Here is a 23,188-nt window from a genome sequence, read left to right as displayed (position 1 = left end):
GGCTCAGGAGTCCTTGGCCAGGACGCCGGTCAAGCCGTACGCCGCGAAGTCGGCGAGCTGATGGACGACGGCTTCGCGAGGCAGCCGGTCGGGGTCGACGAGCCAGCGGTCGGCTGACTCGCGGACGAACCCCACCAAGCCGTGCGCCCACGTCAGCGCGGCCGTGGCGTCGTGCCCGGACTCGGCCACCGGTCCCTCGAACAGCGCGGCGAGCGTCGTGGCAATGGTGTCGGACAGCCCCGTGACCGGGTCCTGCTCAACGGGCACGTCGAGCAGAGGGCGACGGGTGACGAACCGGTAGAGCTCCGGATCGCGCTCGACGAGGCTCAGATAGCTGTCGATGACGGCGACCAGCGCCTCTCGCGGGTCGCGTCGTAGGGCATCGAGGGAGTCGCGGTCGACCGACGACTCGAGGGCCTTGCTGAAGTCCTTGATAATCAGGCTGTCGACGGCCTCGCACACCGCGAGATAGAGCCCGAGCCGGTCGCCCAGGTGGCGGTAGATCACCGTCTTGCTGGTGCCGGCCTCGGCCGCGATCTCATCCATCCCGATGGTCGCGCCGTGGTGTCGGATCGCCTTGATCGCGGCCTCGACAAGCTCACGTCGGCGGGCCAGACGGTGCTGCTCCCAACGGCTGTGTCGGCCGTCGGGCCGGGCCGCACCGGTCCGTGGGGATGAAGTCATAGGGGCGACAGTACCCGCTACGGCTCGTACCTGCTACTCTCCGTATCGGTAAGTTAGTTGATGGTGCGCTCGACACGGGCGGCCGTCCTCCCTCGCACACGCAGGAGCACGCATGACCACTCGCGACGTCGTCATCGTCGGGGGCAACCGCATCCCCTTCGCCCGTTCCGGCGGCAAGTACCTCAAGGCCTCCAACCAGGACATGCTCACGGCCGCGATCGACGGTCTGGTCTCGCGCTTCGGCCTGCAGGGCGAGCGCCTGGGCGAGGTCGCCGCAGGTGCTGTCATCAAGCACGCGCGTGACTTCAACCTGACCCGTGAGGCCGTTCTCGGCTCGCACCTGGCGCCGACCACTCCGGCCTATGACGTGCAGCAGGCCTGCGGCACCGGTCTGGAGACGGCCATCCTGGTCGCCAACAAGATCGCGCTCGGCCAGATCGACTCCGGTATCGCCGCCGGCTCGGACACCACCAGCGACGCGCCCCTCGCGCTCAACGACAACCTGCGCAAGACGCTGATGGAGGTCAACTACGCCAAGACCCCGCAGCAGCGGCTCAAGGCGCTGACCAAGATCCGCCCCACCCAGCTGGCGCCGGAGCAGCCGGAGAACTCCGAGCCGCGTACCGGCCTGTCGATGGGTGAGCACCAGGCCCTGACCGCCGCCGAGTGGGGCATCACGCGTGAGGCGCAGGACGAGCTCACCCTGCGCAGCCACCAGAACCTCTCCGCGGCGTACGACCGTGGCTTCTTCGATGACCTGGTCACGCCTTACCTCGGCCTGACCAAGGACCAGAACATGCGGGGCGACACCTCGCTCGAGAAGCTCGCCAAGCTCAAGCCGGTCTACGGCAAGAGCGGCGACAACCCGACGATGACCGCCGGCAACTCCACTCCGCTGACCGACGGCGCCGCCGCCGTGCTGCTCAGCACCAAGGAGTGGGCGACCGAGCGCAACCTGCCGATCCTGGCGCGCTTCGTGGACGCCGAGACGGCCGCCGTCGACTACGTCAACGGCGACGAGGGCCTGCTGATGGCTCCGGCGTACGCCGTGCCGCGCCTGCTCGCCCGCAACAACCTGACCCTGCAGGACTTCGACTTCTACGAGATCCACGAGGCCTTCGCCTCCACGGTGCTCGCCACGCTCGCCGCGTGGGAGAGCGAGGAGTTCTGCAAGGGCAAGCTCGGCCTGGACGCCCCGCTGGGCTCCATCGACCGCGCCAAGCTCAACGTCAACGGCTCGTCCCTCGCGGCCGGCCACCCGTTCGCGGCCACTGGTGGCCGCATCGTCGCCTCCCTGGCCAAGCAGCTGCACGAGAAGGGCTCGGGCCGTGGCCTGATCTCGATCTGTGCTGCTGGCGGCCAGGGTGTCGTCGCCATCCTGGAGGCAACCAAGTGACCGACGCCCTGACCAAGTTCGCCAACGAGGGCATCGGCAAGACCCTCACCACCAAGCTCGGTCTGCCCCGTCCGGCGCTGCTGCGTCGCTACAAGGACGGCCAGGACCTCATCGAGGGCCAGGCCGCCGTCGGCGCGATCGGTTCGGGCATGGTCGCCAAGTCGGCGACCGCCATCATCAAGGCCTCGGGCGCGGATGTCGTTGCAGCACAGGCTGATTCGACGTACGCCGACAAGCTGGCTGCCGTCGTCTTCGACGCCTCGGCTGCCCGCGGCCTCGACGACCTCGAGCAGCTGCGCGGCGCGCTCGGCCCGGCGCTGAAGGCACTCGGCAAGAACGGTCGCCTCGTCGTCATCGGCACCCCGCCGGCCGAGCTCACCGACCCTGAGGCCGCTGCGACGCAGCAGGCGCTCGAGGGCATCACTCGCTCGCTCGGCAAGGAGATGCGTGCCGGTGGCACGGCCAACCTCCTGTGGGTGGCGCTGGAGGCTCAGGGTGACTCGGCCGTGCTCGCAGCCCCGCTGCGGTTCTTCCTGTCCAGCCGGTCGGCCTACGTCTCCGGCCAGCCGGTGCTGGTCCGCGAGGGCGAGGTCCCGGACGTCGACGACTGGCACAAGCCACTGCTCGGCGAGACGGCTGTCATCACCGGTGCTGCCCGCGGCATCGGAGCCGAGATCGCCAAGGTGTTCGCTCGCGCGGGCGCCAAGGTCATCGCGGTCGACATCCCGGCTGCCGGCGACTCGCTGAGCAAGGTCGCCAACAACATCGGTGCCACCGCGCTGCAGCTGGACGTCACGGCTGCGGATGCCGGCGAGCGCATCGCCGCCGCGGTCGCGCAGCAGGGCGGCGGGCTCGACATCATCGTGCACAACGCCGGCATCACCCGCGACAAGCTCTTCGTCAACACCGACGAGGCGCGGTGGGGCAGCGTGCTCAACGTCAACCTGCAGTCGCAGTTCCGCATCAACAAGGTGCTGCTGGACCCGAAGGTCAAGGGCGGGCTCAAGGACGGCGGCCGGATCATCGGTGTCGCCTCCATCAGCGGTATCGGTGGCAACCGCGGCCAGTCCAACTACGCCGCGTCCAAGGCCGGTGTCATCGGCATGGTGCGCTCGCTGTCCCAGGAGCTCGCCGCGCGACGCATCACGGTCAACGCGGTGGCGCCCGGGTTCATCGAGACCGAGATGACCGCCAAGATCCCCGTGGCGACCCGTGAGGTCGGCCGCCGGTTGAACTCCCTGCTGCAGGGTGGTCAGCCGATCGACGTCGGCGAGGCCATCGCGTTCTTCGCCGAGCCCGGCAGCGCCGGCGTCACCGGCCAGGTCCTGCGGGTCTGCGGGCAGAGCCAGCTGGGGGCCTGATGACCAGGACGATCGAGGTCACGTCCAACCCGAACCTCGCGCCGGTCTTCGCCAAGGCCGTCGCCACGTCCCGGCTGAAGTCGGGCAAGGCGCTGCCGGTGCTCGACGTCGTCCGGCGCGACATCCAGGTGGATCCGAGTCACCTTGCGGCGTACAACCAGGTCAGCGGCTTTCCGTTGCGCAACGAGGTGCCGTCTACCTACCTGCACAACCTGTCGTTCCCCCTGCAGGTGACGTTGTTCGCCGACCGGTCCTACCCGTACCCGCTCACCGGCAGCGTGCACCTGAGCAACCGGATCACCCAGCACCGCCCGGTGCTCCTGGGGGAGCCGGTCACGATCACCGTGAGCACGGCCAACGCCCGCCCGCATCGTCGCGGCGCGATGGTGGACGTGCTCGGTGAGGCGCGGGTCGGCGAGGAGCTCGTCTGGGAAGGTGTCAGCACCTACCTCTACCGGGGCCAGAAGGCTCCCGGCGAGGTGGAGGAGCCGGCTGAGGAGTCGGACGCCGTCGATGGCACGGGTTCGATCTGGCGACTGTCAGGTGACCTCGGTCGCCGGTTCGCCGGCGTGAGCGGCGACGTCAACCCGATCCACATGAACCCGTTCGCGGCCAAGGCGTTGGGCTTCCCGACGACGATCGCGCACGGGGCGTGGAGCATGGCGCGCATGCTGGCGGCGCTGGAGAACCGGCTGCCGTCGGCGTACACCTACGAGGTGTCCTTCCGTAAGCCGGTGCTCATCCCTTCCACGGTGCGTTTCGTGGCTCGTCAGGACGCCTCCAGCGGCGACTGGGAGCTCGCGCTGCGCAACAACAAGAAGGGCACGGAGCACGCCCGTGGCCGCATCACCGCGGGGTCGGGCGGCTAGGTCCGTCTCGATTTCGTGTTCGGCGAGGACTACGTGTAATCTCGTCGCTGCGCTGCTGCGAGGCGCGACCATTGAGTCGCGCTCCCTCTCAGCTGGTCGCAGGCCCCTATAGCTCAGTCGGTAGAGCGTCTCCATGGTAAGGAGAAGGTCAACGGTTCGATTCCGTTTGGGGGCTCAGGTTGTCCGCCGGCAGCACGGTGACTCAAGGTCGAGGCACTGTGCAGCCGGCTCTCAGCCCCAAGGCGGGGTAGCTCAGCTGGTTAGAGCGCACGACTCATAATCGTGAGGTCGCGGGATCGAGCCCCGCTCCCGCTACCAAGTCAGATACCAGAGCAGGACCGGTCCGCAGCAGCCGAGCAGGACCGCACACGTACTTCCGAGAGCAGGTTGCCCCGATGGCCAGCAAGAGCGCAGACGTCCGCCCCAAGATCACGATGGCGTGCACGGAGTGCAAGGAGCGCAACTACATCACCAAGAAGAACCGCCGCAACGACCCTGACCGGTTGGAGCTGGCGAAGTTCTGCCCGCGCTGCGGCAAGCACACCGAGCACCGCGAGACTCGCTGAGCCGAGTCGGCCTCAGCCGACCGCTCTGTGCCTCGGCCGCCCAGGTCTTCGGATCCGGGCGGCCGTTCGCATGCCCGGGCCTCTAGTGTTCTGCGCATGCCCGTGAATGCTGAGGTGGAGGGCCGCGCCTACCCGCCGACCCCTCCCTACGTCGTCTCCCGCGCCAAGATCCGAGAGTTCGCCGATGCGGTCGGCGCCCAGGATCCCGTGCACCGCGATGTCGACGCGGCCCGTGCCAAGGGCTACGCCGATGTCGTCGCCCCGCCGACGTTCCTGGTCAGCGTGGCGCAGCAGGGCGAGGGCGCCGCGATCATCGACCCTGAGGCCGGTATCGACTTCAGCCGGCTCGTGCACGGCGAGCAGAAGTTCATCCACCACCGTCCAGCCGTCGCCGGTGACGAGATCACCGCCGCAACCACGATCGACCGGATCCGCCAGGCCGGCGGTCACTCGATGGTGACGTTGACGACCAGCATCACCGACGCGCACGGCGAGGCGATCTGCACAGCCACCTCGCTCATGGTCATCCGAGGAGAGGACTGATGGTGTCGCAGGACCAGGTCGAGGTCGGCCAGCAGCTGCCGGGCCGCACGGTGCACGTCGACCGCGCCACCCTCGTGCGCTACGCCGGAGCCAGCGGCGACTTCAACCCCATCCACTGGGACGAGCGCTTCGCCACCTCCGTCGGTCTGCCGGACGTCATCGCGCACGGCATGTTCACGATGGGCGCCGCCGTCCAGGTCGTCGTCGACTGGGCGGGCGACGCCGGCAAGGTGCTGGACTACTCCGTCCGGTTCAGTGCTCCGGTCCCGGTCCCTTACGAGGGAGGCTCCGACATCGAGGTCTCGGGCGTGGTGAAGTCCGTCGACGCCGACACCCAGCGAGCGGTGGTCGAGCTGACCGCGACGTACGACGGGTCGAAGGTCCTGACGCGCGCCCTGGCCACCGTCGCCCTCGACTGACCATGAAGGAGTCCACCGAAGCGGCCCTGGCGCCGCTCACGACGATGCGGGTCGGCGGCCCGGCCGAGCGCCTGGTCGAGGTCGAGACGACGGATGAGCTGGTCGACGCCGTACGAGAGGTCGACGACGCCGACGAGCCGCTGCTGATCCTCTCCGGCGGGTCCAACGTGGTGATCAGCGACCAAGGCTTCGCGGGCTCGGTCGTCCGGGTCGCGACCAGCGGCATCAGCGTGGAGTCCGCGGACGACTGCTCGGGCGTCTCGGTGCGCGTCGCGGCCGGTGAGGACTGGGACGGGTTCGTGGCACGTACGGTCCTCGAGGGCTGGTCCGGAGTGGAGTGCCTCTCGGGCATCCCCGGTCTGGCCGGCGCGACCCCCGTGCAGAACGTCGGCGCGTACGGCCAGGAGGTCGCGCAGACCATCGCGTCGGTGCGGGTGTACGACCGCACCGACCAGCAGGTGCACACGCTGTCGGCCGATGAGTGCCGGTTCACCTACCGCCACTCACTCTTCAAGGGCGCCGACCGCTACGTCGTGCTCGACGTGCTCTTCCAGCTGCACCTGTCCGACCGCTCCCAGCCCATCGCGTACGCCGACCTGGCCCGGCAGCTCGGCGTCGAGGCCGGCGCCCGGGTCCCGTTGGAAGCGGCGCGTGAGGGCGTCCTCGCGCAACGTCGCAAGCGCGGGATGGTGCTCGACTCGACCGACCACGACACCTGGTCGTGCGGCTCGTTCTTCCAGAACCCGATCATGACCGTGGCCGACCTCGCGGTGCTGCGCCAGACCGCCGTCGAGCGGCTGGGCGCCGACGGGCCGACGCCGCCGGAGTTCCCTGGCGGAGCGGCGAGCCTGGTCAAGACCAGCGCGGCCTGGCTGATCGACAAGGCCGGCTTCACCAAGGGTTACGGCTTGCCCGGACCGGCGGCCCTGTCCACCAAGCACACGCTCGCGGTGACCAACCGCGGTTCGGCGACCGCAGCCGACGTGGCCGCGCTGGCGCGCGAGGTGCGAGACGGCGTGGAGGCCGCCTTCGGCGTACGGCTGGTCAACGAGCCGATCTTCGTCGGCCACGACCTCTGAGCCGCCGCTGACGTCTGGGAGATGCCTCGGGTTGCCTTTGTTCTCAACCTGATCGACCTCGGAAAGACCCCTATCGGTACGACCACGGTGCTGCCTAGCATGAGCGCGCCGGCGCGGACTGTGCAGTGGGGAGCTGCCACCCGGGCCGCTCATCGCAAGGGGGAACCATCATGATTCGTCGTGCTTACGCGAGCCTGGCCGCAGTCGGTATCGGAGGAGCGCTCCTGGCCACCGGGATACCGAGTGCCAGCGCGGGCGTCATCGGGACCTGCAAGATGCACATGACCGACCAGGTCCGCGTCGTGCAGCCCACGCAGAACATCTACACCACCTTCGACGGCGGCTGCGTGATCGTCGCCAACTCGTTCGCGACGTGGCATCTGCGGACGTCGAGCCAGGCGATCGTGAACCACATGTACTACGGGGACGACCCGACCTCCAGCTGGTCGATCACCGACAGTGTGCGGCTCGGCGAGTTCACCTGGTCGGCGGGCGGCGCCCAGTCCGGAGACGGCAACAGCACATTCACGCAGAACGAGTTCCCGATCGCGGTGCGCGTCGGATCGTGGGCGGGGATCTACCCGAGCCGCTCCGGTTCGACGGTCACGCTGACGGCGCAGGCGGTCCGCTACGCGACCTCGCTGAACCGCAACATCGCGTGGGAAGGCGCCACCGGGTGGATCCAGTACCGCAACTCCGACGGGACCTGGGCCAACCTGAGGAGCGTCACGCTCAACAGCGCGGGCCAGGCCAGCTGGTCCTACACCCGGTCCACGTCGCGGACCTATCGCGTCGTGATCGACGGACAGCCGACGATCTGGGCGGCCACCAGCCCGAGCGCGGTCAAGTAGGACCATCGACGACTGGGCGTCAGGACGCCCAGTCGTCGATGTCGGCGAGCGTCCGCTTCTTGACGTCTGACGGCGCCCGCGAGGCTCGGATCGAGGATCGTGCCAGGTCGGCGAGCTGCCGGTCGGACAGCCCGTGATCGTCGCGCGCGGAGTCGTACTGGGCGACCAGGCGGGACCCGAACAGCAAGGGGTCGTCGGCGCCGAGCGCGATCTGGGCGCCCGCGTCGAGCAGACGCTCCAGCGGCACTTCGTCGGGCTCGCGGTAGACGCCGAGCGCAACGTTGCTGCCAGGGCAGACCTCAAGGGCGACGCCGGAGTCGACGACGCGCTGCAGTACGACGTCCGACTCGACACTGCGGACGCCGTGACCGATCCGGTCGGGCGCCAAGGAGTCCAGCGTGCCGCTCACAGCCGCCGGGCCGAGCAGCTCACCCGCGTGCGGCACCGAGGCGAGTCCGCCATGCCGCGCGATGTCGAACGCCTTGCCGAACTCCTCGGTGATCCCTCGGCGTTCGTCATTGCTGAGACCGAAGCCGACGACCGAGCCAGGGGCCTCGCCGGCGTGCTTGACCGCGAGCCGGGCCAGCACGCGGGCGTCGAGCGGGTGGCGCAGCCGCGACGCGGCGACCACGACCCCGACTCCCGTGCCGGTGTCCTTGCTGGCCTGCTCCGCCTCGTCGAGCACGATCTCCAAGGTGGGCGTGAGCCCGCCCAGGTGCGGTGCGTACGACGTCGGGTCGACCTGGATCTCCAGCCACCGCGAGCCCTCAGCCGCGTCGTCCTCGGCGGCTTCCCGGACGATGCGACGCATGTCGTCCTCGTCGCGCACGCAGGCGCGGGCGGCGTCGTACAGCCGCTGGAACCTGAACCACCCGCGCTCGTCCATGCCCGACAGGTGAGGTGGCCAGGCGGCGAGCAGCGCCTCAGGCAGCCGCAGCCCGTGCTTGTCGGCCAGGTCGCGCAGCGTGCTGATGCGCATGGAGCCGGTGAAGTGAAGGTGCAGGTGCGCCTTGGGGAGAGTCGTGGTCGAGCGAGGCTCGTCGGGGCCGCTCACTCCTGATCAGGGACGACGTGAACGGCGGCTTCCTCGGCGGACGCGCCCGCGCCGTCGATCCCGGCGTCGCTGGCGATCAGGTCCTTCTCGGTGTCCTCGTGGGCGCCTTCATCGCTCGCGACCAGTCGGCCGGCGCGCTGGTCGCCGACCTCCGGATCACCCAGGAAGTCGCTGTCGGCATCAATGGAGTCCGGGTCGTCGCCGCCGATGCGGGGCTCGTCGAGCCCGCTCTCGTTGTCCGGGGCGCCGTACGCCGAGCTCGGGTCAGACTCTTCCTGGCCGATCCGCTGCTCGATGGTCTCGCCCTGAGCCTGCTCGGCGGCGGTGTTGCCGTAGCTCGGGCTGGGACGGTCGGCCGCGGCGTAGCCCTCGTCGAGCGCGTCCTCGACACCCCGGTAGACCAAGGTGTCCTCGGACTGCAGCTGATCCTCGTCGTTCTGTTCTTGTGGACGAGACTCCTCTTCCGTCCAGTCTCGCAGGCTCGACTGGTCCGGCATCGTCGTTTCGTCGGTGCTGTACGTCGTCTGCTCCGACTCGGATGACGTGTTCTCGTAGTCCGTCATGCGCCGACGTTACTGCCTCGGCGTACGACGGCCGGCGGGGGACGCGCACTGACCGAGTTGGCCTCGGCGCACGAGGGTCGCGTACACTCGCTCGTCGGGTGGTTGACGACAACCATGATGCGCGCTGTCTGTGCGTCGTGGCGGTCCAGATCGCCTGGTTCCCGGCGCAATCCGGGGACGTAGGGCACTAGCTCAATTGGCAGAGCACCGGTCTCCAAAACCGGGGGTTGGGGGTTCAAGTCCCTCGTGCCCTGCAGGTGAGTGGCAAAGAGAAGTGACATCGGGCAAAACCGATGGACGCCGAGACGAAAGAAGTGGCCGTGACCGAGACGAGCACCGCGGAGGACCGTGGCGCAGGTCGGAGCGCACGCGGATCCCGACAGGGCAACCCGCTGGCCCGCTTCTTCAACAAGATCATTCTCTTCGTCCGCCAGGTCATCGACGAGATGCGCAAGGTCGTCTGGCCGACGCGTCAGGAGCTGATCAGCTACACCGCAGTCGTTCTGGTCTTCATCGCCGTGATCATGGCTTACGTCGTGGGGCTGGACAAGGTGTTCCAATGGCTGGTCCAGTGGCTCTTCGGGTCCAACTGACCCGCCTAGAGTGGTTCCGGGGCGCCGGCGGCGAGCATCGACTCGTCCGACCGGCGTTCGCGGTGTAAGGCGCCGATCCTGATCGGTGTGGCGAAGTCCAGGTGACAAGCAGTGAAGGAAGCAGGTCAATGACCGAGCAGTGGAGTCCAGAGTCCGAGGCGCCCGAGACCGACCAGGTCCAGGAGGGCACGTCGGCGGACGAGGCGACCCCGCTGACCGAGCCGATCGGCGACACCGTCGACATCGTGCTCGACGAGCCGCAGTCCGAGCAGAGTGCCGACGCCGACGAGCAGCAGGACCTCGAGCACGACGCGCGCGCCGTCGCCGACGGTGAGGGCGACGAGCTCGACATCCCCGCCGAGGACGAGTCCGAGGCCACTCCGGTCGCCTCCGAGGAGACTGAGGCCGAGGTCGCGATCGCAGAGGACGAGGCGGCCGGTGAGCCCGAGGGTGACCCGCGCGAGGCGTTCATCGCCGACCTCAAGGCCCAGTTCGGTGAGTGGTACGTCATCCACTCCTACGCCGGCTACGAGAAGCGCGTGAAGACCAACCTCGAGACGCGTATCACCAGCCTCAACATGGAGGACTTCATCTTCGGCGTCGAGGTGCCGATGGAGGAGTTCACCGAGATCAAGAACGGTCAGCGCAAGACCGGCACCCGCGTGCGGATGCCCGGATACGTGCTGGTCCGCATGGACCTCACCGACGAGAGCTGGGGCGCCGTGCGGCACACCCCCGGTGTGACGGGCTTCGTGGGCAACGCTCACCAGCCGTCGCCGCTGTCGATCGACGAGGTCGTCACGATGCTCAACCCGACCTTCGAGTCGTCCGACGAGCAGGCTGCGACTCAGGAGGCCGGCGCTGCCGCGTCCACCGGAACTCGTTCGTCCTCCGCCGAGGTGGACTTCGAGGTCGGCGAGTCCGTCACCGTCATGGAGGGTCCGTTCGAGACCCTGCCCGCGACGATCTCGGAGATCAACACCGACACCCAGAAGCTCAAGGTGCTCGTCTCGATCTTCGGCCGGGAGACTCCGGTCGAGCTGGCGTTCAACCAGGTCGCCAAGATCTGATCCTGAACGCCTCCCGTCCTGCGGCAACCCGCAGGGCACTGCAACCGGGTCATCGCCCACGGCGTGGGCCCATCACCAGAAAAGGAACACCGCATGCCCCCCAAGTCCAAGAAGGCCTCCGGCTTCATCAAGCTGCAGATCCAGGCCGGCCAGGCCACTCCGGCTCCGCCCGTCGGCCCGGCGCTCGGTCAGCACGGCGTCAACATCATGGAGTTCGTCAAGGCGTACAACGCCGCGACGGAAAGCCAGCGCGGCAACGTGATCCCGGTGGAGATCACGGTCTACGAAGACCGTTCCTTCACCTTCATCACCAAGACCCCGCCGGCCGCTGAGCTGATCAAGAAGGCCGCTGGTGTGGCCAAGGGCTCCGGCGAGCCGCACAAGGACAAGGTCGGCAAGCTCACCAAGGACCAGGTCCGTGAGATCGCCGAGATGAAGATGGCCGACCTGAACGCCAACGACATCGAGATGGCGTCGCGCATCATCGCCGGCACCGCTCGCTCGATGGGCATCCAGACCGACTGATTGCCGCATCACGTACGACGGCCGGTGACCGGCCATCGTACGCACCGTGGTTGGGCCAGCGCTGGTCCGCACAACCACAACTCCGCATCACGCGCAACAACACAGGAGCAGACATGAAGCGCAGCAAGTCCTACCGCTCTGCGGTGGAAAAGATCGACGCCGACAAGCAGTACGCCCCGCTCGACGCGGTGCGTCTGGCCAAGGACACGTCGGCCACCAAGTACGACTCGACCGTCGAGGTCTCCTTCCGCCTCGGCATCGACCCGCGCAAGTCCGACCAGATGGTCCGTGGCACGGTCAACCTGCCGCACGGCACGGGCAAGACCGCCAAGGTCCTCGTCTTCGCCAACGGTGACAAGGCTGCCGCTGCTGAGGCCGCGGGCGCCGACTTCGTCGGTTCGGACGAGCTGCTCGACAAGGTCGCCGGTGGCTGGACCGACTTCGACGCGGTCGTCGCCACCCCGGACCTCATGGGCAAGGTCGGTCGTCTCGGTAAGGTCCTCGGCCCGCGTGGTCTGATGCCGAACCCGAAGACCGGCACCGTCACCATGGACGTCGCCAAGGCTGTCAACGACATCAAGGGCGGCAAGATCGAGTTCCGCGCCGACAAGCACGCCAACCTGAACTTCATCATCGGCAAGGTGAGCTTCGACGAGACCAAGCTGGTCGAGAACTACGCGGCGGCGCTCGAGGAGATCCTGCGTCTGAAGCCGTCGTCCTCCAAGGGTCGCTACATCACCAAGGCGACCATGAGCACGACGATGGGCCCGGGCATTCCGCTCGACTCGACCCGGACGCGCAACCTGACGTCCGAGGACGGGACCGAGGAGGCCTGACCCTCCCCGTTCGTACGCACCAACGGCCGTCATCCCTCGCGGGGTGGCGGCCGTTGGTCTTGCTCAGGCTCGACGCTGCACAGGACTTTTGTTACGCCAATCGTGCGAAAGGACTAACCGCGCTCTTCGGGAGAGGCCTGGCGGACGACCAGCCGAGTCCACGTGCCGACGTAGATCCTGTCGTCGCGGCCGAGCTCACGCCGCTGCCCCGGGGGCAGCGGGTCTTCGGGGAGCGGGCCCGAGGCCGGTCCGACGTAGGTGCCGTTGGAGGACTGTAGGTCCTCCACCCACCACCGCTGCCCGTCCGTGCTCAGCTGCGCCTGCCGCCGACTGACGCCGGTGTCGTCCGCGCAGTCGACCTGCGGCGTGATGCTTCGGCTCTTGGACGGACGGCCGACCAGGACGCTGGCCTCGCGCAGAGGTACGACGACCGGCGGGCCGGGAGAGGGGCAAGGCCCGTCACCGTCCTGGACGGCGTACCAGTCGGGGTCGACCCAGCGTTCGACGACCCACTCAGCGGTGCCGGCCTGGGGTGCAGGTGGCGCGGGCGGCGCGACGTCGGGAGCGGCGGCACCCGCATCGGGAGCCGGCCGCGGCATGGTGCCGGTGGTGAAGTCGTAGCCACAGGATTCGCAGAACAGCGCGTCCGGGACGTTGGGCTCCCCACAGCTCGGGCAGGACTGCATCGCGGCCTGAGCCGGCGCGGGTGCGGGCGGCGGAGGCGGGGGAGGTGTCGGGGCCGCGCCGATGGGCAGACCACAGACGTCGCAGTAGTCCGTGGACTCCGACGTGTGCCCGGACGGACAGGTGGCGCTCACTTGCGGATCCTGGTCGTCTTGGTGGACGCCGTGTCCAGCGCCATCTCATCGAGCTTGTCGACCGAACGCTTGAGCCGCACGGTGCCCGCGTCCGGATCGTCGATGTCCACGACCTTGCGCAGCTTGGTCGTCGCCTCGTCGTTGCCGGTCTGCGCCGCGAGCTGTACGGCCCGCCCAAGCTTGGTCGTCGCGGTCACCGTGTCACCGGCAGCCTTGGCGGCCAGACCGTCCTGGATCGCCTCGGCCAGCTCGGTCTGGCCGGTGTAGTGGGCGACCTCCGGGCTGATCCGGGTGGTGAGGGTGTCGTCGTTGGACCACTGCGCCTTGACCAGGCCCTGCGCGACGACCTGCTCGCCGAGCGCGAGCTGTACGCGTGCTGCGAGCTGCTCCTGGCCGACCGCCTTGGCTGCCAGGCGTACGGCCACGTGGTAGTCCCGAGACTCATCACCCCACGAGCCGGTCGGGTAGGCGCCGGTGAGCGGGTTGACCTCAAAGCGGCGGTCGGTCAGGTCATCGACCGTGGGCGCGACCTGACGGACGAAGAGGACCTGCGCGCCCTGCGGCGCCCAGACCCGCATCTGCGCATCGGCGATGCCGCGGCCCATGGCGGCCTGGATCAGCGCGGAGAACTGTGCGGCCATCTGGTCGGCGGACGGGATGATGTCGACCGACCCGAGGAGCGCAGTGGCGATCCGTCGGACCTCGTCGACCTGCCAGGCGGCGCCCACCCCGCGGCAGTCGCACTGGAACTGGCCAGTGACGCTGGAGATGGCGTCGGTGAGCTGGTCGGGTGTCTCGTGCTGGTTGGCGCCGTCGGTCAGCAGGATCGCGTGCCGCTGAGCGAGCGACGGCACGGTCGAGAACACCGATGCGGCCAGCCGCAGCCAGGTGCCCATCGCGGTGCCGCCGTTGGCGCGGAACGTGGTCACCGCCGACTTCGCGGCCGCGCGGGCCGACGGGTCCATCCGCACCATCCCGGGCTCGGCGCCCGCGGGGTAGGCCAGGACCGCCTGGTGGTTGCCCGAGATGAGCGCGAACCACACGCCGTCGTGGATCTGGTCGATGGCGGCGACGGCGGCACTCTGCGCCGCGCGGATGTTGTCGACGCCCATCGAGCCGGACGTGTCCACGATGACGATCTCGCCCGCGTCACCACCGCCGGTCTGCCCGGCCGATCCGGCGCCGGATGCGGTCACCGTGACGATCGCGTGCACGTCCGTCCCGCCGTCGGGCAGGAACTCGTTCTGGTAGACGGAGGCAGTGAACTGCGCCATGGTCAGATCCTTCCATCGATCGGGATACGGGCAAGAGCCACGGTGATGTTGTCCTGCCCGCCTTGGGCGTTGGCCCAGTCGACAAGCGCCGCCGACGTGGCGAGCGGGTCGTCGTGCTGGGCCGAAGCCGTACGACGTACGAGGTCGGCCAGGTCGGCCGCCGCGGAGCAGTAGTTCCAGAGCCCGTCGGAGCAGACGAGCAGCCAGCCTGGGGCGTCGACGTCGACCGTCATCGTGCCGGGCTTGTGATCGTGGGAGTCGACGCCGAGCCACCGCGTGATGGCGTGCGCCTGCGGACTCGACTCGGCGATCTGGCGCGGCGTGCCCTGAGCGATCAGCTCGGCCGCCATCGAGTCGTCCACACTCAGGTGGATCGCCTCGCCGCTGTCGGGGAACCAGTAGGCGCGGCTGTCGCCGACGCTTCCGGCCACGATCGTCCCGTCGTCGACGACGGCCGCAACGAACGTGCACGACGCCGGGCTGCCGCTCTCGGGCGCCGTCGTCGCCACGACGGCGTCGTTGGCCGCCGTGGCCGCAGCCTCGAGGCGAGCGACGATCGCGCTGACCCTGGACGACGGAGTGCCCATGCCCTGCGCGCGGCCGACTGCCAAGACGTCGCGCGCGGCGGATGCTGCCGCGAGGCTCGCGACATCAGAATCCGTGGAGGAGCTGACGCCGTCGCAGACGACGAGGACGGCCCGGCTGCCCGGCTCGGGATCGGCCGACAGTGCGCCGGCGTCCTCGTTGCGGTGGTGCCGGACGCCGCGGTCGCAGGTCATCGCGACCCAAGGCGCCGGCTGCTCCTGGAAGTGGTCGCGTGGCTTGGGCGCCTTGGTGCCGCACGTCTCGCAGTAGCCGTCCTCACCGACGACCCCACCGCACGAGAGGCAGGCGCCATCGGAGATGGGTGCCGTCGGTCCTGCCAGGGGAGCGGCTACCGGTTCGGAAACCGTTGGGGCAGAAGCAAGCTCAGCCCCACACGCCTCGCAGAAGAGGTCACCCTCGGTCGTGTCGTGACCGCAGGCCGGGCACCGCACGGTGGTGCCCGCGCTCACCGAGCCGGCATCGTCTCCGCTCATCGAAGCGTCCATCGTCGTACGTCATTGGCCTTGTCGATCATCGCGACCCGGCCCTGCTTGGTCGGCTCATGACCGGCCAGCTCGCGGTACGCCGCCTCGAGTCCGTCCCGCAGGTCCGGCTCCAGAGCCGGGCGCCCGGCGATGGTGAGATCACCGCGCGGGCCCTTGGTGCGTACCTCCTCCAGCGCGGTGCGGAACACGCTCGCCGACAGGTTGGCCCGGTCGACCGGATCGATCGTCAGGTGGTCGACGCTGACCATCGCCTCGGACAGAGCGGGGAGGCCGCGGCCGGAGTCGGCGAGCGTGTGAGCGCGCTGCTGCCGCGCGCGAATGTAGGCGCCACTGGTCGGGGGCACCAGGTCGAGGGCCGCGACGGCCCCGTCGAGATCACCTCGGCGAGAGCGAATTGTGGCCAGTCCCAACGCTGCTGGGGCGATGTAGGTCGCATCGGTGCGCGCGCAGGTGAGGTAAAGACCCTCCGCCACGTCGTCCTCACCGCTGAGCTGGCACGACATCGCGAGAGCGAGCTTGGGCGCGAGCTCGCCAGGCACCTGCCCGTAGACGGCGTTGAACGCCGACTGGGCTCCCGCAGCGTCGTCACGGGCCAGCGCGGACAGACCGGACACCCATACCGCGCGCCACTCCCATGGGTCGTCGGCCAGCAGGGCCGCGACCGCGGAGTCGACCTCGAGGTACTCGCCGGCCGCCAACGCGGCTAGGCCCGTCTGCAGCAGCACCTCGGGGGAGCGCTCCGGCGCGGCCAGCAACGCCTTGAGCCGCTCGCGGGGCTCGGTCACGCTGACCGTTGAGAGCCAGCTCGCCTGCGGGTCGCGGTCATCCTCGTGCAGGGGAGGCAGCCGGCGCCACGCCGGCACGGACTCCTCCTCACCGCTCGGGCTGCCGAACAGCAGCGAGGACGTCGAGTGCGCCGCCGCCCCACGTCCGGACCGCTCGGCGACGACCTCGCGAAGCACGCCGAGGAGCTGCACGCGCAGCTCGTCCGCCGAGACGAATCGGTCGGCCGGGTCGGGAGCGCACGCCTTGGACAGCAGCCGGTAGAACGAGTCGTTCTGCTGGAACAGTGGGATGTCCGAGACCGGCGGCAGCGAGTCGATGAAAGTCGTCTGGTAGCCGCGGAACTCCATCGCCAGCACGGTCAGCGTCCGCCCGAGCGTGTAGATGTCCGACGCGACGGACGTGCCGACCTCAGCGACCTCAGGAGCCTGGTAGCCGACCGTGCCGTAGATCGCCGAGTCCTGGTCATCGATACGTCGTACGCCGCCGAGGTCGATCAGCTTGATGGCGTCGCCGACCTGGATCATGTTGTCCGGCTTGAAGTCGCAGTAGACCAGGCCCAGGTCGTGCAGGTAGGAGAAGGCCGGCAGCACCTCGATGACGTACGCGATCGCCTGGTCCAGCGGGAGCGCGTTGTACTGCCCGTTGTTGGCTTCCATGCGCTGCTTGAGCAACGTCTTGAGCGAGGTGCCGCCGACGTACTCCATCACGATGTAGCCGGCACCGTCATGGGTGACGAAGTTGTAAATCTCGACGATCAGCGGATGCTCCACCCGCGCCAGGAACTGCTGCTCGGCGATGGCCGCGGCAACCGCGTCGGGGTCGTCGGAGTTCAGCAGGCCCTTGAGGACGACCCACCGGTTGGAGACGTTCTGGTCGCGTGCGAGGTAGAGCCAGCCGAAGCCACCGTGCGCGAAGGCACCGGCGACGGCGTACTGACCTCCGACGAGGTCACCGGCCTTGAGCTTGGGCGCGAACGAGAACGGGTTGCGGCAGTTGGGGCAGAAGCCTTCGGTACGCCCGGGCTGGTCTCCCCGCGACCGGCCGACCGGGTTGCCACAGCTGGGGCAGGTACGCCGGTTCTCGGGGACGACCGGGTTGTCGAGGATCGCCTTGCTGGCATCCAGCGGCGGGATCGTCGGGATCGTGGTGATGCCGGCGCCGAGGCGAGCTCCGCGCAGCCGTGAGGAGGACGTACCGAGCTTGCGGGTCAGCTTGGACCCGGCAGCGGTCGCGCGGGCTGAGCCCAGGGGAGCGGAGGCGAGGCGGTTGGAGGCGCGCGAGACGCTCGAGGGCGAGGACGAAGCCCCGGCGGGGCCGGACGTCGGACCAGAAACCGGCGAAGCGGCCGGCGCGGACGAGGCGGCCGGCGCGGACGAGGCGGCCGGCGCTACGGGCGCAGCTCCGGGAGGCGAGCCGCAGACATCGCAGTAGCCGTCGACGATGGAGCCGGTGCAGCCGGGCTGGGTGCAGGCGGGGTTCGTCATGACACTCCTTCGGGGGCGCGTCGAGGCTGCGGGTGAGCAGCGAGGATCGTCTCGAGGTAGGCCTGGTAGGCCGACGTCAGCGCGCCGAGCCGGACCAGGTCGACCGGTGGTTGTGCCAGCAGGGTCTGTGCGCGTTGGTAGAGCTCGGCCAGGTCGGGAGAGAGTTCGGGGCCGGCCTTGACGCGGTAGGCGTCGAGCCGACCGGAGAGCTCGTCGCGACGTTGGAGGGCGGTGCCGTACGCCGCGTGCGCCTGGCTAAGCGCACGGCGTACGGCATCCAGACGCGAGAGGTACGTCGTCAGCTCGGCTGCCGTGTTGGGCACCGGTCCGAGGGCGGTGACGTCGGGGACGGCGAGACGTGGGGCCGGCGTGACCCCGGCGATGCACTGCGCCGCGACGGCCTGCACGGCCACGCCCTCGGCCTCGAGCTGGGTCCGCAGCGTGCGTGCCTGCGCGACGTCGGCCGCCTGCTCACGCCGGGTCGAGCTCGCGACGATGAGGTCGCGCTCGGTGCGTGCCGCGTCGATCTCGAGCGGCCCGAGCAACCCACCGACATCGGCGCCGCGACCGGCCCGCTCGGTGATCTCGGTGACGCGCCGGCTCAGGTCCTGCAGCGTCTGCTCGGCTGCCGCCCGGGCGGTGGCTGGCTCGCGGTCGACCAGGTCACGGACGCGTTCGACCTGGGCGCGCAGGTCGCGCTGCCGGTCGGCGAGATCCGCCTGGTCCGGGTCGATGGCCAACCGTGCTCGCAACGACCCGGCCAACGCGTCGGAGAGGGCGCACGCCTCGGGAAGCGAGACGGCTAGAGCGCCCGCCGCACCGGACCCGGTGTCGAGTCCGCCCCAGATCAAGGTGCTGAGTCGCTCGGACTCCGCCTGACCGACGCGGCCGGAGTCCCAGGTCACGAGCAGCAGCTCGTAGCGGTCGGACACCGACTTCCAGACCGCCATCGACAGCACCAGGTCGGCGCTGAACGTGTCTTCGTCGGGGGACTGCAGCGCGGCCCGGTCGAGGTTGTCGAGCTCTTCGCGCCGGGCATCCCGCCAGGCCCCGAGCGCAGTGAGATAGCCGAGCATCTCCTGCGCGGGTACGGGTGCCCCGATCCGGCCCGGGGGCCGCGGAACGGTCGCGACGGGTGGCCTCATCTGCCGTAGACCGCCTTGGGCGGAGCGGGTGCCGGGCCGAGCTCCTTGAACCAGCGGTTGTACGACGCGGTCAGCCGGCCGTCCGCGCGCATCGTGTCGAGCACCTGGTTGACGAACCGCACCAGATCGGTCTGGTCCTTGGGCATGGCCAGGCCGTAGGGCTCATTGCTGATCGCCTTCATCCGGAGCACCTTGGCGTAGGGGTCCTGCGCGGCGAGCCCGGCGAGCACGGTGTCGTCGGCCACGATCGCGTTGGCCTTGCCCTGCTGGAACAGCACCAGACATCCGGTGCCCGTCCCGGCTGGCACGAGCGTGAGGTCGCGATGCTGCTTCACCGTGTCGATGGCGGTTGACCCGGTCTGCGCACACACCTGCCGCTGGCCCGCGGGCAGAGTCTGGGCCAGGTCGTCCAGCCCGGTCGCCTTGTTGCCGAGGGGCACGAGCAGCTTCTGGCCCGCGTGGTAGTACTCGGTCGAGAACGCGACCTTGTCCCAGCGATCGCAGTTCATCGTCACTGCGCGGGCCACGATGTCCACACTGTGCGACTGCAGCACGGTGAAGCGGTCGGCCGTCGAGATCACCCGGAACTCGATCTTGTTCGGGTCGCCGAAGATCGCCTGCGACACCGCGTGCAGCATGTCGATGTCGAAACCCTCGATGCTGCCAGTGATCGGGTTGCGCGCGCCGAGCTGAAGCGAGTCGGCCGAGACACCGGCGATCAGTCGACCGCGAGCGCGGATCTTGGCCATCGTCGAGCCTGCCGGCAGCGCGGTCGGGGCAGGCAGCGACCCGGACGGTTGGTAGGACTGCACGGGGTTGCCACAGTCGGGCGCTTTGGTCGCCGCCGGTGCCGGCGCCGCCTTCGTCGTGGTCTTGGACGGGATCGGCGTGTCGGAGTACTCGCCGCTGCTGCAGCCCGCCACGGCGAGGCTGATGCAGACTGCGATCGAGGCACGCAGTGTGGTCAGGCGCTTCATCGGTACTCCTCCAGCCGCTGCGACAGACCCCACCAGGCGAGCAAGGCGACCACCAGTCCGATTGGTATGCCGAGCCAGCCCATCAGCGACAGTCCGCCGCCGGCGTCCCGTAACCCGCTCTGCGCAGCCTCGCTTGTCTTGTCGAGGCTGGTGCCGGAGGCCCGAGCGAAGGCGTCGAACGAGGTGAAGGCCTGGCCCTTGGGGCCGAGGGCCTGGTCGACAGCGCCGTCCCAGTTGCCGGAGTTGTCCAGGTCCCGGACCCGCTTGTGGGCCGTCTCGTAGGCGTTCCACTGGCTCGACGCGCCGACCCCGAGACGGTCGGCTTCGGCGAGGTAGCCACGGGTGTCCTCCGCGTCCTTTTTCCAGCTCGTCTCGAAACCGGCGCCGGAGCCGCGCGCAATGAGCGTCAGGTTCTCGTTGGACTGCGCGTCGTAGCCGCCGATCCGGGCACTGGCCAGGGCCAGCGTGCCGGCGTACGAGGAGCTTTTGACGTCGTCCGCGCGGCTCTTGGCCAGCGACAGCAAGCCGACGCCGACGACCGTCGTGAGCAGGACGAGGATCGCGGCGACGGCGAGCGGAACGTTGATGTAGCGGTGGCTGTGCTGCGCCAGCCAGAGCATCACGACGATGAGTGCGAGCAACGCGACCAGACCGGCGGCCAGAACCCAGATCCGGCCGTTGCCGGTGTTGGAGAACTCGTCGTCCACGCGCTGCTTGTTGGCCGCGACGAGAGCGTTGAGTACGGGCAGCGCGTCGGTCTCGATGAGGCTGTTGGCGTCCTTGAGGTACTGCGCGCCGACGGGCAACCCCTGGCGGTTGTTGGACCTGGCCTGCTCGATCAGGCCGCGGTACGACACCAGCGTCGTGTTGAGGGCACCGAGCGCGGTCGCGTCAGCCGGCTGCGCCTTCGAAGCCTCGGTGATGAGCTTGGCTGCCTTGTCCAGCGACGTGACGAATTCTTGCCGCTGCTCGGTCGGCTCGAGCCCACCCTTGAGGAACGCCTTGGTCGCGACAGCGTTGGCGCTTACCAGGTTGGTGTGGATCGTCTGGACGCGGACGAGCTGCGCGGTGTTGTCCTGAGCCCGTCCGAGCGAGCTGTCGGCGTTGCGGAACGTCTGCGCGACGCCGGCGCCGAACAGCACCGACAGCGCCAGAGCGATCAGCAGCAGCACCCGCATGCGGCCGGGCGTCCCGGCGAACCAGGCTGCCGCGCCATGACGGAGGCGGGCAGCCAGCGACTGGCGGGCGGCCGTAGGGCCGGCCGGGCCCCCGCCGGGTCTGGATGTCGCCGGGGCAGGTGCGGTGGACACACTCACGTCGGATCTCCCTCGCTCAGGTCAGATGCTGTGAGCTGCCGAAGCTGCTCAGTGGTCGGCGCGTCGACGTCGCGCAGCCGCCATGCATGGCGGCCGATGGCGGCCTCCAGGGTGTTGCGGGCGTACCGACCGTTGCCGAACGACTCGCCGCGCGGTGTGGTCTCGAGCTGCTCGCGGAAGGCGTCGAGCGCCTTGGGTGCGAGCTCGTAGTCGGCTTGGTCGGCCAGATCGGTCAGGATGTCAGCGAGCTCGTCGTCGGCGTAGTCGTCGAACGTGATCGTCGTCCTGAACCTGCTGGCCAGGCCGGGATTGGCGGCGATGAAGGTCTCCATCGGGTCGGGATAGCCGGCGACGATGACGACCAGATCGTCTCGCTGGTCCTCCATCTCCTTGACCAGGGTGTCGACGGCCTCGCGGCCGTACTGGTCGCCGCCCTCGGTCCCGGTGAGGCTGTAGGCCTCGTCGATGAACAGCACGCCACCGACGGCGGTCGCCACGACCTCAGCGGTCTTCACCGCGGTCTGGCCGAGATAGCCGGCGACCAGCTCGGACCGGTCCACCTCGACCAGCTGTCCCTTGGACAGCAGCCCGAGCGCGGCATAGATCCCGCTCACCAACCGTGCCACGGTCGTCTTGCCGGTGCCCGGGTTGCCGACGAACACCAGGTGCCGCGTGATCGTGGGCGCGCGCAGCCCGGCCTCGGCGCGCAGCTTCTCGATCCGCAGCACGGCGACCTGGCGGTGCACCTCTTGCTTGACGCGGTCGAGACCGGTCAGGCCGTCCAGCTCGGCGAGCAGGTCCTCGAGGCTGCGCGCCGGCTCAGGCTCAGGCTCCGGTACGGCCTCCTCGGCTTTCGCCGCGGGCTCCTCGGCGCGGACGAGCGTCGGTACGCCCGCCGCTCCGACCGAGGTCGGCGTCGCCTCGGGGCGTGCTCCGACGGCATGCAGCTGGGCGGCCGCCGCGACGGAGGCGTTGCCGATCACGCGCATGGTCGGCTCACCCAAGGAGCAGGCGGCGGAGGCCAGCGCGGCGAGCGCCTCGGCGTACGGCACGGCTTGTGGTGACCGGCTCGCGACGAGCTCGGTCAGGGTGGCGGTGGGCGCGCCCCGCCAACGTCGTCCGCGGACCGCCGCATCGAAGAAGTCCTGGGCGCTCGCGCCCGGTGAGGCAAGGACCCAGTCAGCGGGCGCACCGCTGGCCGACTCGGCGAGCGCGGCTGCCAGTGCCAGACCCTCGGATCGTGCCTGGTCGGGTCGTACGCCGGCCTGCTCGGCGACGCGCGCGAGCTCGGCAAGGGCGTGGCCCAGGTCGGTGTCGCTCAAGACTGTCTCCCCGATGGCGGCTGCAACCGACCGGCGTCGCCAGTCGGAAGACCCAACGCACCACCGGTCGAACCGGTGCCGAACTTCTCGGCGAGGAATCGTCCGTGGGCCACGAGCGCGGTGGCGTCGGCCCGGTTCACCGCGTCGAAGACCTGCTCCATTGTGGAGCCCAGCAGGTCCAGCTGGTCGACGAGCACCATCAGCGAGGTCTTGCCCCGGTCGACCGGGCGGCTGTCGGCCCACTGACGAGGCAGGCGGAGGTATCCGCTGACCGCCTCGGGGAGGTAGTCGGTCGCTGTCGCCATGACCGAGTACGCCTGCGGGCTGCCCGCTCCGAGGTTGCTCAGCCGAGGGATGGTCTCGCGCACGATGCGGGACACGCGCATCACCCGCGAGCTGACCACCGCAGGCACCGCACCGTTGGCGACGAGCTGCTCGACCCGGTCCACGGCCGCCAGCAGATCCTGCGTGGTCGGCGGGCGTGGCACAGCGGCAGGCTCGGGCTCGCGGTCACGTCCGGTGATCCGCCCGAGGAACCCACCGAGGGTCATCGCGCTGCTCCGCTG

General features: G+C 69.5%; 24 protein-coding genes and 3 tRNA genes. 15 read left to right on the top strand and 12 right to left on the bottom strand.

Features of this window, described 5'->3' with window-relative positions:
• Positions 1–3: 3 nt before the first annotated feature.
• Positions 4–684: a TetR/AcrR family transcriptional regulator gene (locus VV02_RS21555; RefSeq protein WP_052594948.1), complete on the bottom strand. Its 681-nt coding sequence runs from the start codon at positions 682–684 to the stop codon at positions 4–6.
• A 112-nt stretch (positions 685–796) separates the two neighbouring features.
• Between VV02_RS21555 and VV02_RS21550 the strand changes: the two genes are divergently transcribed.
• The 10 genes from VV02_RS21550 to VV02_RS21505 all read left to right on the top strand — a co-directional run bounded on the left by VV02_RS21550 (position 797) and on the right by VV02_RS21505 (position 7,768).
• Complete coding sequence (locus tag VV02_RS21550; RefSeq protein ID WP_052594945.1) at positions 797–2,080, top strand: acetyl-CoA C-acetyltransferase; 1,284 nt, start codon at positions 797–799, stop codon at positions 2,078–2,080.
• Positions 2,077–3,441, top strand: a complete 1,365-nt coding sequence (locus tag VV02_RS21545) for a 3-oxoacyl-ACP reductase (protein ID WP_052594944.1) — start codon at positions 2,077–2,079, stop codon at positions 3,439–3,441. Before VV02_RS21550 ends, VV02_RS21545 begins: the two co-directional genes overlap by 4 nt.
• A complete protein-coding gene (locus tag VV02_RS21540) occupies positions 3,441–4,310 on the top strand; it encodes a MaoC/PaaZ C-terminal domain-containing protein (RefSeq protein ID WP_052594941.1) in 870 nt (289 codons plus the stop codon). Before VV02_RS21545 ends, VV02_RS21540 begins: the two co-directional genes overlap by 1 nt.
• A gap of 102 nt (positions 4,311–4,412) precedes the next feature.
• A tRNA-Thr gene (locus tag VV02_RS21535) sits at positions 4,413–4,485 on the top strand.
• 66 nt (positions 4,486–4,551) lie between these two features.
• A tRNA-Met gene (locus tag VV02_RS21530) sits at positions 4,552–4,628 on the top strand.
• A 77-nt stretch (positions 4,629–4,705) separates the two neighbouring features.
• Positions 4,706–4,876, top strand: a complete 171-nt coding sequence (rpmG, locus tag VV02_RS21525; RefSeq protein ID WP_050668591.1) for a 50S ribosomal protein L33 — start codon at positions 4,706–4,708, stop codon at positions 4,874–4,876.
• 96 nt (positions 4,877–4,972) lie between these two features.
• On the top strand, positions 4,973–5,419 hold the full coding sequence (locus VV02_RS21520) for a MaoC family dehydratase N-terminal domain-containing protein (protein ID WP_052594939.1): 447 nt from the start codon (positions 4,973–4,975) through the stop codon (positions 5,417–5,419).
• Positions 5,419–5,838 (top strand): MaoC family dehydratase, encoded by a 420-nt coding sequence (locus VV02_RS21515; protein WP_052594937.1) that lies wholly within the window; start codon positions 5,419–5,421, stop codon positions 5,836–5,838. The genes VV02_RS21520 and VV02_RS21515 overlap by 1 nt, the downstream gene beginning before the upstream one ends.
• 2 nt (positions 5,839–5,840) lie before the next feature.
• The gene (locus tag VV02_RS21510; RefSeq protein WP_052594935.1) at positions 5,841–6,917 is read left to right on the top strand and encodes a UDP-N-acetylmuramate dehydrogenase; all 1,077 of its coding nucleotides are present in this window, start codon (positions 5,841–5,843) and stop codon (positions 6,915–6,917) included.
• 170 nt (positions 6,918–7,087) lie between these two features.
• A complete protein-coding gene (locus VV02_RS21505; RefSeq protein ID WP_052594933.1) occupies positions 7,088–7,768 on the top strand; it encodes a hypothetical protein in 681 nt (226 codons plus the stop codon).
• Between the two features lie 19 nt (positions 7,769–7,787).
• On the opposite strand, the gene VV02_RS21500 is transcribed toward VV02_RS21505, so the two are convergent.
• Together VV02_RS21500 and VV02_RS21495 are read right to left on the bottom strand one after the other, a co-directional pair.
• Positions 7,788–8,822: an adenosine deaminase gene (locus VV02_RS21500; RefSeq protein WP_052594931.1), complete on the bottom strand. Its 1,035-nt coding sequence runs from the start codon at positions 8,820–8,822 to the stop codon at positions 7,788–7,790.
• Positions 8,819–9,385: a DUF5709 domain-containing protein gene (locus tag VV02_RS21495; RefSeq protein WP_342667851.1), complete on the bottom strand. Its 567-nt coding sequence runs from the start codon at positions 9,383–9,385 to the stop codon at positions 8,819–8,821. Before VV02_RS21495 ends, VV02_RS21500 begins: the two co-directional genes overlap by 4 nt.
• Before the next feature lie 181 nt (positions 9,386–9,566).
• On the opposite strand from VV02_RS21495, the gene VV02_RS21490 reads away from it, so the two are divergent.
• The 5 genes from VV02_RS21490 to rplA all read left to right on the top strand — a co-directional run bounded on the left by VV02_RS21490 (position 9,567) and on the right by rplA (position 12,409).
• Positions 9,567–9,639: transfer RNA gene (locus tag VV02_RS21490), tRNA-Trp, on the top strand.
• Positions 9,640–9,705: 66 nt separating this feature from the next.
• Positions 9,706–9,978 (top strand): preprotein translocase subunit SecE, encoded by a 273-nt coding sequence (secE, locus tag VV02_RS21485; protein WP_245633158.1) that lies wholly within the window; start codon positions 9,706–9,708, stop codon positions 9,976–9,978.
• Between the two features lie 128 nt (positions 9,979–10,106).
• A complete protein-coding gene (nusG, locus tag VV02_RS21480; protein WP_052594927.1) occupies positions 10,107–11,048 on the top strand; it encodes a transcription termination/antitermination protein NusG in 942 nt (313 codons plus the stop codon).
• Between the two features lie 93 nt (positions 11,049–11,141).
• The gene (gene rplK, locus VV02_RS21475; RefSeq protein ID WP_052594925.1) at positions 11,142–11,573 is read left to right on the top strand and encodes a 50S ribosomal protein L11; all 432 of its coding nucleotides are present in this window, start codon (positions 11,142–11,144) and stop codon (positions 11,571–11,573) included.
• Between the two features lie 113 nt (positions 11,574–11,686).
• The gene (gene rplA, locus VV02_RS21470; RefSeq protein WP_052594923.1) at positions 11,687–12,409 is read left to right on the top strand and encodes a 50S ribosomal protein L1; all 723 of its coding nucleotides are present in this window, start codon (positions 11,687–11,689) and stop codon (positions 12,407–12,409) included.
• Positions 12,410–12,522: 113 nt separating this feature from the next.
• Here the strand turns inward: rplA and VV02_RS21465 are convergent, their stop codons facing one another.
• The 9 genes from VV02_RS21465 to VV02_RS21425 are packed head-to-tail and all read right to left on the bottom strand — an operon-like array spanning position 12,523 to position 23,173.
• A complete protein-coding gene (locus VV02_RS21465) occupies positions 12,523–13,227 on the bottom strand; it encodes a double zinc ribbon and FHA domain-containing protein (RefSeq protein ID WP_052594921.1) in 705 nt (234 codons plus the stop codon).
• Positions 13,224–14,501, bottom strand: a complete 1,278-nt coding sequence (locus VV02_RS21460; protein WP_052594919.1) for a vWA domain-containing protein — start codon at positions 14,499–14,501, stop codon at positions 13,224–13,226. The genes VV02_RS21465 and VV02_RS21460 overlap by 4 nt, the downstream gene beginning before the upstream one ends.
• A gap of 2 nt (positions 14,502–14,503) precedes the next feature.
• Positions 14,504–15,580 carry a protein phosphatase 2C domain-containing protein gene (locus tag VV02_RS21455; protein WP_052597382.1) on the bottom strand — a complete coding sequence of 359 codons (1,077 nt, stop codon included), beginning with the start codon at positions 15,578–15,580 and terminating at the stop codon, positions 14,504–14,506.
• Positions 15,577–17,862, bottom strand: a complete 2,286-nt coding sequence (locus VV02_RS21450; RefSeq protein WP_052594917.1) for a serine/threonine-protein kinase — start codon at positions 17,860–17,862, stop codon at positions 15,577–15,579. The genes VV02_RS21455 and VV02_RS21450 overlap by 4 nt, the downstream gene beginning before the upstream one ends.
• The gene (locus VV02_RS21445; protein ID WP_052594915.1) at positions 17,859–19,007 is read right to left on the bottom strand and encodes a coiled-coil domain-containing protein; all 1,149 of its coding nucleotides are present in this window, start codon (positions 19,005–19,007) and stop codon (positions 17,859–17,861) included. Before VV02_RS21445 ends, VV02_RS21450 begins: the two co-directional genes overlap by 4 nt.
• Entirely contained in the window at positions 19,004–19,984 is a 981-nt protein-coding gene (locus VV02_RS21440) for a glutamate ABC transporter substrate-binding protein (RefSeq protein ID WP_052594914.1), read from the bottom strand. Before VV02_RS21440 ends, VV02_RS21445 begins: the two co-directional genes overlap by 4 nt.
• Positions 19,981–21,300, bottom strand: coding sequence for a hypothetical protein (locus VV02_RS21435; RefSeq protein ID WP_157063495.1), 1,320 nt, complete (start codon positions 21,298–21,300; stop codon positions 19,981–19,983). Before VV02_RS21435 ends, VV02_RS21440 begins: the two co-directional genes overlap by 4 nt.
• Complete coding sequence (locus tag VV02_RS21430; protein ID WP_052594910.1) at positions 21,297–22,622, bottom strand: AAA family ATPase; 1,326 nt, start codon at positions 22,620–22,622, stop codon at positions 21,297–21,299. The genes VV02_RS21435 and VV02_RS21430 overlap by 4 nt, the downstream gene beginning before the upstream one ends.
• On the bottom strand, positions 22,619–23,173 hold the full coding sequence (locus VV02_RS21425) for a hypothetical protein (RefSeq protein ID WP_052594908.1): 555 nt from the start codon (positions 23,171–23,173) through the stop codon (positions 22,619–22,621). Before VV02_RS21425 ends, VV02_RS21430 begins: the two co-directional genes overlap by 4 nt.
• Positions 23,174–23,188 lie beyond the last annotated feature (15 nt).

Source organism: Luteipulveratus mongoliensis, from assembly GCF_001190945.1.
GTDB classification, from domain to species: domain Bacteria; phylum Actinomycetota; class Actinomycetes; order Actinomycetales; family Dermatophilaceae; genus Luteipulveratus; species Luteipulveratus mongoliensis.
Note: the sequence above shows the minus strand (reverse complement) of the source record. Positions and strands in the feature narration are given on the sequence as shown.

What these genes read in the sequence shown, in the direction of transcription:
- VV02_RS21445 (WP_052594915.1), bottom strand. Translation starts at nt 19,007, where the DNA reads ATGAGGCCACCCGTCGCGACCGTTCCGCGGCCCCCGGGCCGGATCGGG.
- VV02_RS21555 (WP_052594948.1), bottom strand. Translation starts at nt 684, where the DNA reads ATGACTTCATCCCCACGGACCGGTGCGGCCCGGCCCGACGGCCGACAC.
- VV02_RS21425 (WP_052594908.1), bottom strand. Translation starts at nt 23,173, where the DNA reads ATGACCCTCGGTGGGTTCCTCGGGCGGATCACCGGACGTGACCGCGAG.
- VV02_RS21460 (WP_052594919.1), bottom strand. Translation starts at nt 14,501, where the DNA reads ATGGCGCAGTTCACTGCCTCCGTCTACCAGAACGAGTTCCTGCCCGAC.
- VV02_RS21540 (WP_052594941.1), top strand. Translation starts at nt 3,441, where the DNA reads ATGACCAGGACGATCGAGGTCACGTCCAACCCGAACCTCGCGCCGGTC.
- VV02_RS21455 (WP_052597382.1), bottom strand. Translation starts at nt 15,580, where the DNA reads ATGAGCGGAGACGATGCCGGCTCGGTGAGCGCGGGCACCACCGTGCGG.
- rpmG (WP_050668591.1), top strand. Translation starts at nt 4,706, where the DNA reads ATGGCCAGCAAGAGCGCAGACGTCCGCCCCAAGATCACGATGGCGTGC.
- VV02_RS21550 (WP_052594945.1), top strand. Translation starts at nt 797, where the DNA reads ATGACCACTCGCGACGTCGTCATCGTCGGGGGCAACCGCATCCCCTTC.
- rplA (WP_052594923.1), top strand. Translation starts at nt 11,687, where the DNA reads ATGAAGCGCAGCAAGTCCTACCGCTCTGCGGTGGAAAAGATCGACGCC.
- VV02_RS21515 (WP_052594937.1), top strand. Translation starts at nt 5,419, where the DNA reads ATGGTGTCGCAGGACCAGGTCGAGGTCGGCCAGCAGCTGCCGGGCCGC.
- rplK (WP_052594925.1), top strand. Translation starts at nt 11,142, where the DNA reads ATGCCCCCCAAGTCCAAGAAGGCCTCCGGCTTCATCAAGCTGCAGATC.
- VV02_RS21440 (WP_052594914.1), bottom strand. Translation starts at nt 19,984, where the DNA reads ATGAAGCGCCTGACCACACTGCGTGCCTCGATCGCAGTCTGCATCAGC.
- VV02_RS21495 (WP_342667851.1), bottom strand. Translation starts at nt 9,385, where the DNA reads ATGACGGACTACGAGAACACGTCATCCGAGTCGGAGCAGACGACGTAC.
- nusG (WP_052594927.1), top strand. Translation starts at nt 10,107, where the DNA reads ATGACCGAGCAGTGGAGTCCAGAGTCCGAGGCGCCCGAGACCGACCAG.
- VV02_RS21450 (WP_052594917.1), bottom strand. Translation starts at nt 17,862, where the DNA reads ATGACGAACCCCGCCTGCACCCAGCCCGGCTGCACCGGCTCCATCGTC.
- VV02_RS21520 (WP_052594939.1), top strand. Translation starts at nt 4,973, where the DNA reads ATGCCCGTGAATGCTGAGGTGGAGGGCCGCGCCTACCCGCCGACCCCT.
- VV02_RS21510 (WP_052594935.1), top strand. Translation starts at nt 5,841, where the DNA reads ATGAAGGAGTCCACCGAAGCGGCCCTGGCGCCGCTCACGACGATGCGG.
- VV02_RS21505 (WP_052594933.1), top strand. Translation starts at nt 7,088, where the DNA reads ATGATTCGTCGTGCTTACGCGAGCCTGGCCGCAGTCGGTATCGGAGGA.